General features: G+C 58.9%; 10 protein-coding genes and 1 pseudogene. All 11 read right to left on the reverse strand.

The window, feature by feature from the left end:
- Nucleotide 1: 1 nt before the first annotated feature.
- A complete protein-coding gene (apnL, locus tag ACTJKE_RS29300) occupies nucleotides 2–1867 on the reverse strand; it encodes a D-apionate lactonase (protein ID WP_440693293.1) in 1866 nt (621 codons plus the stop codon).
- Entirely contained in the window at nucleotides 1864–2898 is a 1035-nt protein-coding gene (locus tag ACTJKE_RS29305; protein WP_440693295.1) for a Gfo/Idh/MocA family protein, read from the reverse strand. The genes apnL and ACTJKE_RS29305 overlap by 4 nt, the downstream gene beginning before the upstream one ends.
- Nucleotides 2899–2900: 2 nt before the next feature.
- Nucleotides 2901–3965, reverse strand: coding sequence for an ABC transporter permease (locus ACTJKE_RS29310; protein ID WP_440693297.1), 1065 nt, complete (start codon nucleotides 3963–3965; stop codon nucleotides 2901–2903).
- Entirely contained in the window at nucleotides 3965–5506 is a 1542-nt protein-coding gene (locus ACTJKE_RS29315) for a sugar ABC transporter ATP-binding protein (protein WP_440693299.1), read from the reverse strand. The genes ACTJKE_RS29310 and ACTJKE_RS29315 overlap by 1 nt, the downstream gene beginning before the upstream one ends.
- Nucleotides 5503–6147: a DUF2291 family protein gene (locus tag ACTJKE_RS29320; protein WP_440693301.1), complete on the reverse strand. Its 645-nt coding sequence runs from the start codon at nucleotides 6145–6147 to the stop codon at nucleotides 5503–5505. Before ACTJKE_RS29320 ends, ACTJKE_RS29315 begins: the two co-directional genes overlap by 4 nt.
- 68 nt (nucleotides 6148–6215) lie before the next feature.
- Nucleotides 6216–7157, reverse strand: a complete 942-nt coding sequence (locus tag ACTJKE_RS29325; protein WP_440693303.1) for a D-ribose ABC transporter substrate-binding protein — start codon at nucleotides 7155–7157, stop codon at nucleotides 6216–6218.
- A gap of 120 nt (nucleotides 7158–7277) precedes the next feature.
- Nucleotides 7278–8105 carry a phosphogluconate dehydrogenase C-terminal domain-containing protein gene (locus ACTJKE_RS29330; RefSeq protein WP_440693305.1) on the reverse strand — a complete coding sequence of 276 codons (828 nt, stop codon included), beginning with the start codon at nucleotides 8103–8105 and terminating at the stop codon, nucleotides 7278–7280.
- A 713-nt stretch (nucleotides 8106–8818) separates the two neighbouring features.
- Nucleotides 8819–9601 (reverse strand): annotated as a pseudogene (locus tag ACTJKE_RS29335) (type II toxin-antitoxin system HipA family toxin); the annotation flags it as partial.
- Nucleotides 9602–10224: 623 nt separating this feature from the next.
- On the reverse strand, nucleotides 10225–11118 hold the full coding sequence (locus ACTJKE_RS29340; protein WP_440693306.1) for a hypothetical protein: 894 nt from the start codon (nucleotides 11116–11118) through the stop codon (nucleotides 10225–10227).
- Between the two features lie 3 nt (nucleotides 11119–11121).
- A complete protein-coding gene (locus tag ACTJKE_RS29345; protein ID WP_440693308.1) occupies nucleotides 11122–11835 on the reverse strand; it encodes a hypothetical protein in 714 nt (237 codons plus the stop codon).
- Nucleotides 11836–11900: 65 nt separating this feature from the next.
- Nucleotides 11901–12554, reverse strand: coding sequence for a toxin-activating lysine-acyltransferase (locus ACTJKE_RS29350; protein WP_440693310.1), 654 nt, complete (start codon nucleotides 12552–12554; stop codon nucleotides 11901–11903).
- Nucleotides 12555–12607: the final 53 nt, after the last annotated feature.

The following is a 12607-nucleotide window of genomic DNA, read 5'->3' on the forward strand; positions in this document are numbered from 1 at the left end:
TTCAAAGAGCGATATCGATGCAGGCGTAAGGCGCCAGCGTAAGGTTCTGTTGCGCTGCGAGTGCGCCCCCATCCGTGATCGTTGAAACCTGCCTTGGCCTTGCCGGCAAGAGGACCTCCTGCTCGTTGCAGGTGATATTCGCCAGCAAAAGCCGCTTCTGCGAGGCCAGCCCCAGCACGGCATCGGGCCGGGAAGTCTCGACCGCAAGGAGGAGCTCGTGTGACAGGGACGCAAGTCGCGCGAGGACATGTGCCAGTGGTCGCAGCTCGCCGCTTACCGCGGCTTCCCCCTCGCCGGCCAAAAGCCCGAAGGGACCTGCAAGGGTCGAAAGGGTCAGGACTTCCAGCGCCGCCGGCGCTACCGTTGCCGCATAGGCCAGCGTCCAGGCGGCACCGAACTGGCCATTGTGCCGTGGATCGACCTTCGCCATGGGGATACGCGACCCCGCCGGATTGTCCTTGGTGGCGCTGCCGTAGGGATTTTGACGCATCGCGATCGTCGAGGGCCCAATGCGGTACGGCTTGTTGCCGTAGATTGCGCGGGAGGAGTTGACGACATGACGCAGCGCCTCGAAGGTCTGCATGACCGAAAGATCATCGGCAGTATGCACGATCGGGTTCGTCGAGTGGCTGATATAGTCGATCTGATCCGGCGGCACACGCTTGCGGTTGAACTCGGTGAAATAGCTCATCATTCCTCCGCCCAGCTGAAGACGGGGAAAGGCGCCGCGCGCAGCCGTGTAAACTTCGCTGAGCGCAGGACACTCCGGCCACTTGCTACCCGGTGGTGTCGACTGACGATCCACGGACGGGCAGACGAACAGTGTGTCGAGCTCAAGCCCGGCCTCATCGACCATCGCCGCAAACTGCGCCATCTCTTCTTCCAGGGGCCTTATGCAAGGTACCGCAAGCTCCAAGGTCACCTCGAGGCCGGACGCGGTCGCAATCGCCGCGTAGCCCTTCAGCGCCTCAATGCCATGCCCTACAGTGGGATCGAAATGGGCGATCAGGTGTTTCGCGCCAATGGCCTTCAAGACATCGAGCGAAGCCAACTCTTCCCAAAGGCACTCGGGTCGCAGCCCCACGCCAATGGCAGGAAATCTGACATTCGTCGGGATGAGCCTGACGGTGATCGCATCCGAGCGATCCGCTGCGCGTGCCGCATTCCTCTCGGCAAGAACCTCCACGGAAATCTGCTGACTGAAGCGCTCGCCCTGCGGCACGAGATAGGGCCAAGGCAAAGCCAAGGGCCGCACGTAGGTCTTGTAGGAGGCATCGGTCCAGTTGCGCTGATCCTCCATTTCGAAGACATCGCCAATCAACTTCGTTGTCGCCATGATACCGGGCGCCACGCGGTGCGTGATCTGGGCAATGTTCTTGAACGGTTGCCAGGGCTCGATCGTATCGGGCCAGCGTGCCTCTTCCACCGAACCGTCATCATGAGTGATTGCGACCGGTTCTCCCGCAACGCCTATGACCGGATGCAAGACCACGAAGCCAGCGCGTGCGGTTTCAAAATCCGCATCGCTCACGCAATCGGCGGAGAAACGCACGCTGGTCGCCGTACCTGAAATCGCGATATCGCAATCGAGATTGGCGCCGGAAGGGGCTGTAAAGCGCGCGGAATAGGCGAGTGAGAAGCCTCGCTCGTCTTCTTCTACCCTAAGGTCACTCAGCCGAGCGCGGCAGGTGCCCCAATCCTTGTCGCGCACGAGGAAGGAGATTGCGCGCAGCACCTCATGATCGCCGAACCGCAAGCTGCGCAGATTGCCGTCCTGAAAGTCGATACTCAGATTGCCGGCGACCAGCGTGCGGCTCTCTGGCTCGCGCTCGGCGGTGCCATAGAGCCGGAACAGCTCATCCTTCATCGTAGCAGATCTCCGACGACAATCGTCTCTTCGCGCTTAGCGCTGAGATAGGCGGCCTCCACCAATGCGAAGGTCTTAAGGTTATCGCGCCCGGAAGTGTCAGGCTCGCGGCCGGAGCCCAGCCGCTCGATCCAGTGTCTTTGGATAAGCGCGACGCTTTCCTGGATGTTGTGCCATGGTTTCGAGGCCCAGGGCAGCAGGTTCGGCGCGACGTCACGCTCGATCGTTCCGGCCGGACCGTGGACGGTGAGCTTGTAGCCGAGCCCAAGGCGCAGCGTACCCTTGGTTCCGTCGACCTCGATCAAGGTTTGCGGGAACGGCTCCTGCGGAAGTTTCGTCGCATAGCTGACGTCTACGATCGAGGTGACGCCGTTGTCGTGGCCGAGCATCATGGTCGCCACATCCTCGCCGGCGATATCCGGATTGATTCGGCCCGTGCGGGCAGACAGGCTTCGTGCGTCGCCGAACAGAAAGCGGGCGATGTCGAGCGAATGGATGCCGAGATCTTCGATGATGAAGCGCTTGCCCTTCGCAAGATAGGGCTGGCCGGAAAACACGTCGAAGCCAGAGCGGAACGACACGCGCGCCCAAAAAGGGGTACCGATCTCACCGCTATCGATGACTTCTTTGACGGCAAGCATGGGTGTCTGCCAGCGGAAATTTTCGTGGATCATCAGCGCGACCCCCGCCTCTTCGGCGGCTGCCACCATCGCCTTGGCATCTTCGAGCGTTGGCGCGAATGGCTTCTGGCAGATCGCCGGCACTTTGTGGCGCGCGGCGAGCTCGACGAGAGGACGGTGACTGCCAACGGTCGTGGCAATGTCGACGAAATCGAATTCACCCTCGGCGAACATCTCATCCGCCGACAGGTAGCGGCGAGCCACGTCGAATTGGTCGCCGACGATCTTGAGCCGCTCGGGATCGCGATCGCAGATAGCCACGATCTCGACTTCCGGCAGCTCGCGCCAACCATGCATCTGGTTGATGGCGAAGAATCCGCAACCGATCAGTGCGCCCTTGATCCTCGCCATAGTCAACCTGCCTTTGCCATCTGCATCAGTGTGACACGCTGCTGCAGGCGACGTTGAGCCTGGTCCACCACGACGGCCACGATGATCACCAGCCCCTTGATCACCATCTGCCAGAACGAACTCACGCCCATCATCACCAACCCGTCCGAGAGAATACCGATCACGAAAGCGCCGATGATCGTGCCGCCGACCGTGCCGCGGCCGCCCGACATCGATGTACCACCGAGTACGGCCGCTGCAATGGCATTGAGTTCGAGATTGGTACCGGTCGCCGGATGCGAGGCCATGAGTTCCGACGAAATGACCAGTCCGACGATCGCCGCGCAGAAGCCGGAGAACATATAGACGAACATCTTGACCCGGTTGACCCGGATGCCCGACATGCGGGAGGCACGCTCGTTTCCGCCGACAGCGAAAATATGCCGGCCGAGCGGCACGAAGCGGGCGAAATAGGCAGCACCCGCAGCCACCGCGATCAGGATCCAGACGGACACGGGCAATCCCAGGATCGTGCCCGACCCGAGATAGCTGAAGCCCTGGTTGCCGAGATCCTCGCGCCCGGTGAGATTGGGCAGGGTCTGGCCATCGGAATAAAGCAGCGCCATGCCGCGTGCGACATACAGGGTGCCAAGCGTCGCGATAAAAGGCGCTACATTCAATTGGGTGATCAAAAGCCCATTGACTGCGCCAATCAGGATACCGACCACGGCGACGATGACGGCAACCTCGACGACGTTAAAATACATCGTGTAGCCGAGAGGCAAAGCCACGCCATACATGATCAGGCCGCCGGCGATCATGCCGCAGAGACCGACGATCGAACCGACGGACAGGTCGATGCCGCCGGTGATGATGACGAAGGTCATGCCGATCGCGAGAAACGCGTTTTGCGTCGCATGCTTCGTCATCAGGATCATGTTCGCGGTCGAAAGGAAGTTCGGCGCGGCTATCGAGAAGAAGATAATCACCGCAAAGAGCGCGATGAATGTCCTCAGCTTCATCAGCGTGAGGAGCGCTGAGCCGCTGGAGAAGCTGTCGGCGGCGGCAGTTTGGGTTGCTGTCGTCATCACGCATGCATCCTTTTGGTTTTATGTCCCTCTGCGGAGGCCGAAACGATCATTTCTTCGGTCGCGTCCTTGCGGTCGACAACCGTCACCAGCCGGCCATTGCTCATCACCGCAATGCGATCGGAAAGCGCCATGACCTCTTCGAGATCAGAGGTGGAAAAGAGGATTGCCAGCCCCTCGCCCGCCAGGCGGCGCATGGTGAGGAAGACATCGGCCTTGGCGCCGACATCGATGCCCCGGCTCGGCTCGTCCATGAGAAGGACTTTCGGTCCGGTCATGAGCGCCTTGCCGATCACGACCTTCTGCTGATTTCCACCCGACATCGACGTCACGTCGAATTCCGGGTTCTTCGCCTTGATCGAGAGGTTGCGGATTGCCTCGGCTATCGCCTTTGCTTCGCGCGCAAGGTCGATGTGAAAACCGGCTTTCAGGAACTGGCCAAGGCTCGCCATCGTCAGGTTGTCGGCAATCGATAAGGACTGAACCAGCCCCTCACGCTGCCGGTCCTCGGGGATGAGCGCCAGGCCCTCACGAATGCGTCGGGTAGTATCGCCACCCTTGAGCTCCTTGCCTTCGACGTAGATCTTGCCGGTATAGTGTTCGTGCTGCCCCATGACGCATTCGAAGAGTTCCGAGCGACCGGCCCCCATCAGCCCGTAGATGCCGAGAATCTCGCCTTTGCGCACACCGATCGAGACGTGATCGACGGCAAAGCCGCCCTGCGCCCTCGGCAGGCAGATGTTTTCGGTACGGAAGATCTCTTCGCCTGGTTTGTGATCGACCTTCTTTGCAAAGTCCTTGGCGTCCGAGCCGATCATCGAGCGGACGATCCAGCGCGTATCGATGTCCTTGACCATGGCGTGGCCGGTGATCTGGCCATCCTTGAGAACCGTAATGTAGTCGCCGATACGCATCAGCTCTTCCAGCCGATGCGAAATGTAGACGATCGCCACGCCACGCGCCTTCAGATCCGCGATCACGCGGAACAGCACATCGACCTCTGCCGCACTGAGCGCAGAGGTGGGCTCGTCCATGATCAGGATGCGCGTGTCGAGCGATACCGCGCGGGCGATTTCGACGAGCTGCTGCTGGCCGATCGGCAGATCTTCGGCCAGCGTCTCGGCGGAGATCCCCGCCTCCAGGCGGTCGAGGAACGCATTGGCTTTCTTGACCTGGCCGCGGTGATCTATGCCACGGATACCGCGGGTGATCTCGCGGGTCGCAAAGATATTCTCGGCGACCGAAAGGTTGCCGAAGAGGTTCAACTCCTGAAAGACGATACCGATCCCGTGCCTTACCGCATCGGTAGGGCTGTTGAGATGAATGAGTTCGCCATCCAGCCAGATTTCGCCTAGTGTCGGCCGCTCCACGCCGGCGATGATGCGCATCATCGTCGACTTGCCGGCGCCATTTTCACCAACGAGGACGTTTACGGCCCCACGACGGAGTTGCAGGTTGGCCTTCTTCAGGGCCACGATGCCGGAATAGGCCTTGGTGACATCCTTGAGTTCGAGAATAACATCCTCGTTCGTATCGCTCATACCCCACCCCCGACGATGATCGTGGCCGGCACGAATTGCGGCAATTGGCCCTTGGCCGGCAGCGGGTAGGCCCCGGTCGCCTTGATCGTCTTGCCTGTCAGACCGTCACGCGGCAGCTTTTCAAGCAGCGTGCCGTTCACGTGGGTGTTGAACGATTTGCCATATTGCGCCCACTCGATCTGGTTCTTGAACTCGTTGAAGTTCACGAATGTGAGGCTGTCGCGCAGCGCCGTGCCGCGAATAGCGGGACCGATCGAAACGCGGACATCCGCCTTGCCGTCACCATCGACATCCACGTCGACATAGGCCGCCCGCGATTTCGTTTCTTCCCCGACGATCACACCGTCGATTTTGGCAGCGAATGTCCAGGGCGCGTTGCCCTGCTTCTCCTTGTGACCATATTTCTCCGCCGCAGCGTTGAGGTCACGTGCGGCAAGCGCCGAGACCTCCTGGAAGGCACCGGCGCGTTGCTCGAGATAGGGCACGACCTTCGCGTCCCAGGCTTCGGCAACCAGCTTGTCGGGATTGAACGCCTCCGCCGCCATCTGCCTTTGCTCGTCCTGCGTTTTGACGAGCTTGCAGCCGCCAAGCGCGAGAGCGCCGGCAAGCACGAGTGCGCATGCAGCCTGAAACCTGGGCATTCCCATTCTCCGTCATGAACAATGAACGCAAGGCGGGGGTCGGCCCGCCTTGCGCAGTCGCGGGAAGATTACTGGGAGAGCGCGAAGGTCTCGAGCTTATCGGCATTGTCAGCGGTGATGAGCACGCAGTCCATGAGCTGCTTCTCTTCCGCCGGAGCCTTGCCGGTTGTGATGTACTCGTGCGCTTGGGTGACGGCGAGCTGGGCCTGCGCGTAGGCCGGCTGCATGACGGTCGCCTTGATGCCACCGGCGTTGATCGAGTCGCGCACGTCATTTGAGCCGTCGAAGCCGACGACGATGACATCCTTGCGACCGGCCGCCTGGAGCGCTGCGATCGCTCCCATGGCCATCGTGTCATTGCCGGCGATCACGCCCTGGATGTCGGGATTGGCCTGCAGGATCGTCTCCATCTTGGAGTAACCCTCGGTCTGGCTCCAGTTGGCCGACTGTTGGGCGACCATCTTCATCTCCGGAAACTCGTCGATGACGTCGTGGTAACCCTTGGAGCGGATGCCGGCATTCAGATCGGCTTCACGACCGAGCAACTCGACGTAGTTCCCCTTCTCACCCATCAAGCGGACGAACTCTTCCGCACCGAGCTGGGCACCCTGGTAGTTGTTCGAGACGATCTGCGAGACTGCAATGCCGGTCGCGTTGATCTCCCGGTCGATCAGGAAGGAGGGAACGCCTGCATCCTTCGCCTTCTTCACGGCAGCGATCGACGCTTCGGAGCCGGCGTTGTCGAGAATGATCGCCTTTGCGCCGCGACCGATTGCGGTATCGATCAACTGCGACTGCTTGTTGGCATCGTCGTCGTGCACCAGCACCAGCGTTTCATAGCCGAGTTCTTTCGCCTTGACTTCGGCACCAACGGCCTCCGCCTTGAAGAAGGGGTTGTCATGGCTCGGCGTGATAATTGCAATGAGGTCGGCAGCGAAAGCTGGCAAAGCGGCGCTTGCAGCCATGACGGCAACGAAGCCGACAGTGATCAGTCTGCGGGTAACTTTCATATTCTCCTCCCAGTTAGGCACAAGGCTTCCTCGACCACCCCTCCATTGAAAGTGGCCCTCCCGTGCGATTTTGTTCCGGGCGATTTCGCGCCCTCGAACGGCACGCAAACTCGCCGTTCGTCAGGTGATGCGGTGAATGCTCGCGGCAATTTCCTGCGGCTCGAAGACGCGCCTCCAGTCGTCCCTCATGAGCACCGGCTTGCCGAATTCGATTGCCTTGTTGCAGGCATCGGAAAAGACACCGGGCGTTTCCTCGAAGATAACCGCGCCGAGCACGTTCATATGGCCAAGCAGGAAATCGCGGGCCGCCTCCTTCGGAACACCGCGGCGGACGCATTCGTCCATAGCTTCGCGCATGACGACGAGCAATGAAGCGCAGACCGTTTCGGAAAGGCCGGGCTCGAGAAGCGCCATCTGTTCAACCGTTACACGGTGTGACCGCATGACCGGCGCCCAGATGATCTTGGCAATCTCCTCGCCAAGAGCATAGGCGCTTTCAGGCCCTTGCATCAACGCGGACACGATATGCTGTTTTGCAGCGATGCCACCGAAGAAGTCGCGCTTGGCAGCCGGGTCCGTTTCATCATTGAAAATGGGCGGGTGGCATGGATGCGTGACGAAGTAGGTCAGATCGGCGCGCGCCGGCAGATGGCCTGCAAAGGGCGCTGCTGCGTCCAGGGCGATTACCATCGTGCCCGCCACCAGTTTATCGACGATCGCGGATGCGACCTTTCCGATTGCCGTATCGGGAACAGCAAGGATGACGACGTCGGCGCCCCTGAGGCCATCCTCAGGGGAAACGCACATGATACCGAGCTCATTCGAAAGCCGTGCTTTTCCGGCCTCGCTTACTTCGACATGCCGAACATCGAAGCTCGAACCTTTAAGGTTCTTGGCCAGTCGATAGCCCATTTTACCACCGGCACCGAACAGCACGATCGATGTCATCGAGACCTCCCTAAATTCCGCAGACCTCACCGGATCGGTCAGGTCGATTTCCCAAGCGCCATTGTGCAGCGCCCGGAGATATATTCCTCAACTGGTATAACATGTCAATAACTACCCTTGAGAATATGTTATGTGCAGACCTATCTCCAACGGTGAACCTTCCCCGTGTCCAATGAGCCATCCGGGCGCGATACTCGTCCCGTCTGCCGGTGAGGCTTTTTTTGTCGCTGATCGCCTTCGAGCTGTTGAGCCACGGTGCAGTTCATTTACGATAGAACGTTGTTCGGCCGGCTAATCGGGGGATGATGGCTCGACGACACCATCGATGGATCATGCCGCGAAATGCCATCAAAGATAACGATCAGAGCCGCCCGCGATGAAGATGCGCCTGTGCTCGGCAAGTACGGGACCGACCTGATGGCGCTTCATCATCAATGGGACCCCAAGCGCTTCATCGCGACGGGAACCTCCACAGAGGCCTCCTATGCCCGGTGGCTGCGGAGGCGGCCTTGATCGAGCCATCATCGACGAGATTCAGCGTGCACCTGCTGCTGACGATCAAGAAGACAGTCGATGAGGACTATCGTCCGGGCAGGTTTCTGCCGAGCTGGGGATGGCCAGTATCACCGAGCTGACCGCCATGAGCGGTCCGTTCGGACTGAAGATCGAACGCGACCTGCATTTCACGGCGCAAGCGTCGCGGCTCGGCAGGATCAATAGCCGGAAAGGGGCTCATCTGCGGATGGCCCCCTTCCCTTCGACGGCTTCGCCTTCGTGCATTCGCGATAAAGTTCGATCGACGGCGCGTGCGCATCGATCATCTCGCGCGCCTTACCGGCCATCGGCAGGTTTTTCTTCGCCGCGTCCCAAACCGCGCGGAAGCGCTCCACCGTTTCGCGTGCCGTGTCGAGCACCAGCTTTTCGGACAGCTCCGCCTTAGCGGCAAGATGCGCAAGCTCGTCCATCGATAACGCCGTCATCTTCCTCGTGCGCGAGAAATTCAGCGCCGCCGTATCTTCGCCCTCGATATAGGGGATCGTCGATAGCAGGTCGTAGGCGGGGGAAAGCGCCGGTGTTCGCCTATCGGGATAGATGAGCGACCAGTTCTTCAGGTGCATGTCGCCGTTACCGATCAGGGTACTGAACACAAGCCGCCGGATGAACTCGGCAACATCGGCCGCACCCGTCTCGATACCCAGCACGCGGCCGATCATGCGGTAGTTGCCTTTGTCGTATTTATGGTCGGGAAACACACCGAATACCTGCGCGAAATCCTCGATATGCACCGGTCCGTCCGGCGTGCGATCAAAACGCCTGATCGCCAGCGCTTTCCCCTGCAGCTCGCCGATGCCTTGTGGCAGGCCGCTGACGGCATCGAGATCGACCAGCTCGATCTCGGGTACATTCATGCCCATCATGCCGGCGATCGTCATCATCGCGAACTCGTTCTCGGGCACGCCGCTATATTGCTGCGACGGCAGCTTCACGATCCATGTTGTTTTGCATTTAACCGCCAGACTCCGACGGCAATAATTTCAATAAGATAGCCTGGCACTTAATCTGAGACTTGGCAGTTAATTTGAGATTGCCGCTTTGATTTTGGCACGTAACGTGAGATTCAACCGCCGACGAAATAGATGGTGTTTCTGAATGAACGTCCATTGCCCGACGAGATTGACGAAGCGCTTTCGGATGAGCGTATCGACGAGCCGAGGCGATGCTTTCCATGCTTCGTGCCCATATGATGGGTGAGAATAGGGCCCGCTTCGGCAACGCTATAGAAGAGATGGTGGGCTGCGGGCGCCATTTGCGGAGGTCTTTGCAGTTACACTTTCAGCCCACGGAATCTCAAATTAAATGCCAACCGTGAAAGAAGCGGCCGCATTCTCACAGTTAAATGCCAAACGACAGCTGCACTTGCGGCCAGCTCTTTTAGCGGGTGTGGCCATCGTCCAGCGAGCTGGGCCGGAGATGCTTTCCATGCTGCGTGGCCATATGATGGGTGAGAATAAAGCCCGCTTCGGCAGCGCTATAGAAGAGATGGTGGACTGCGAGCGCCAGTCGCGGAGGTCTTCGCAATTGCACTTAATCTGAGATTCTCAGCCCACAGAATCTCAAATTAAATGCCAACCAAGAAAGAAACGGCCGCATTCTTACTTTCAAGTGCCAAACGACACCTGCCGACTGCATCATTGAACTTAGCTGCCCAGAGTTCCGGGCCAATCGAGGCCCAGGCGGTATGTCCTGCCTCACTTGCGAACATGGTACTTACAAGCAGGGCTTGGCTATGCAATGCAATAAGGTCGGGGGTCAGGCCCATATTGCTGTCGAAGTGCGTGACGGGAGTCTGCTGAAAAAAAGCCGCGCGTAGCGGATCAAGTAGTTCGCCTGTGGTCGCATACGCCTTGATGTTGTTACTGATGAGAGGGGACCAGGGTGTTAGTCCGTTATAGTAGTTTCCCCACACATATTTCGCGAACAGATCCGGCGACCCAGGGATCCAGTCCGAGGCGATATCGTACGCGCTGTTGGCCGCACCCTCGAATGTCATGTTGTCGTAGATGTAGGCTTCCTGGTGATACAGGGCACCAATAAATCCGGCGAGACCTCCGCCCAGCGAATGTCCCGTCAGGATGGTGTTCGACAGCGTTGGATCACCGCTTTCTGTGCCGGTGACGCGCTGGAAAAACTCAGCCGCGAGCCAGGCTTGGCTGGTTGTCGATTGTCCGGCCCCAACGAAATAGCCGTTGAGGACGTCAGTGGCAAAGTCTCCTAAGCTCTCGGCATTCGTGCCGCGATACGAAATAACCGTCGTACCATTCCAATCATATGAGATTGCATAAAAGCCCGTAGCAATATCGAGTCGCTGCCCGTTCGCGACCAATATGGATGAGTCATCCCTAGTTGTCGCCGTTCCAATGCGGTTGCCGGCAATCTGAATGCCAGCGCCGTATCCCCGATTGTAGGAATCCATCGACAGAATTGCAGTAAACAACTGCCGCGAAAGGGACATGCATTAATCTCCTGTCATAAAATCGTCTCGAGTAACGTTAAATGCGAACGGCCGCTGACCAGATTGACGGCTTTTCCGAAACGCTTCTTCAAACTGCGCTTGCCATTTTTTAAAGAAATTGATGCCAAGGACTGCGTCCACCCTACCCTCCGTTTGTGGCTCGTCGGATACAGAGATCAGAACGGACTTCAACCGAACGCCCGCGCCAAATGCGGTATCGAGTCGGTCGGCATCGATTTGTTTGAGGGTCGAAGGGTTTGTTGGATCGTCAATTGTTGCAAAAATCGGGTAGGCCTCGCGAGGAAGCTCCCGCGGTTCCACGCTCGTTTCCAAGCCATCGAGACCGCGCCGGAACTCCTCGCGTCCATAGCCACTCAATGGCGGATCTGCCAAGACGAAGACAGCCGTTTCCGGGCTGTACCCTTTCAGCAGAACGAACAAGTACCGACCGGGCACCACTTCGAGAACAACAGCCTCGCCCTTGAGTGTACCTGCGCCACCGCCTCCGCCCGAATCTCCAATTTTGAACCACTTGGGTGGCATTTCCCACTCTGCAACGGTAACCGAGCTGGCAGCAATTTCGCCGCGAGGGGTTTCAACAACGACCGTCAGCTTCTGATGCCAGGTCCAATCCTGGAACCCAAACAACCCGCAGCCCGGTAGAGCCGCCAGAACAGCGGCCAACAAGATCAACAATGCAATTCGCATTCCGGTCATCCGACGTCCACATGCCCAATTAGTCCCGATGCTCGCGTAGCGAACGCGAGCAAGGTGCAATGGCTTCAATTTATCGAGCTGGAGTCTTGGGAGGAACCGTCGTCGTTGCCTTTGCGGACAAGTTTTTGCAGCACTTCTGCATCAACCAACCTGGCGACCAAGGGGTGGATTTTCACCGCATCCCGTCTGGCAACGCGGTTGAAGTTGGCAAGCACAGTCGTTGCCATTTCGCGCGATGGCGCGATCACATCCAAAAGCCAAACGATCTCGCCACTGGCCCAATCATCAGGCTTCAGCCGTATCGGAAAAACGCCAGCCTTTGTCTGTTCCGCAATCTTCGCGTCCACTTCCGCAGACACGCTTGCCCAGACCGCAATCGCCGCCGGCGCCGGCAGAGAGCTTCCACCCGTATTCACCTTTGGAGAAGCCACGGCAATACGGTCACGAACCAACGGATCGATGACAAGATGAGCAAGGTCTGCCAGTGACTGGGTTCTGTAGCGAGGTACAGAGCTCATCGCCAGCACGACTTCGCCAAAGATCGAATGGACTTTGGTCTTAAGTTCGGCCAGTTTCTCGGCCGTCACATTATCCTGGTCCGACACTGCTCCATTCGGAGCCGCGCCACTCAACGCCCCTGCCTGCACGCATTCCCCCTTGCCCGTTGCCGAACTTTCGAGCAGCGGATCACTCAGCCGATAGTCGCATGCAAAACGCAATACTCTTCGATTTCAAGTTGTATATTGCGGGGCAGCATTCTTTCCGGAAAGCA

Origin of the sequence: Ensifer sp. 22521, assembly GCF_052044795.1 — a bacterium.
GTDB lineage: Bacteria > Pseudomonadota > Alphaproteobacteria > Rhizobiales > Rhizobiaceae > Ensifer.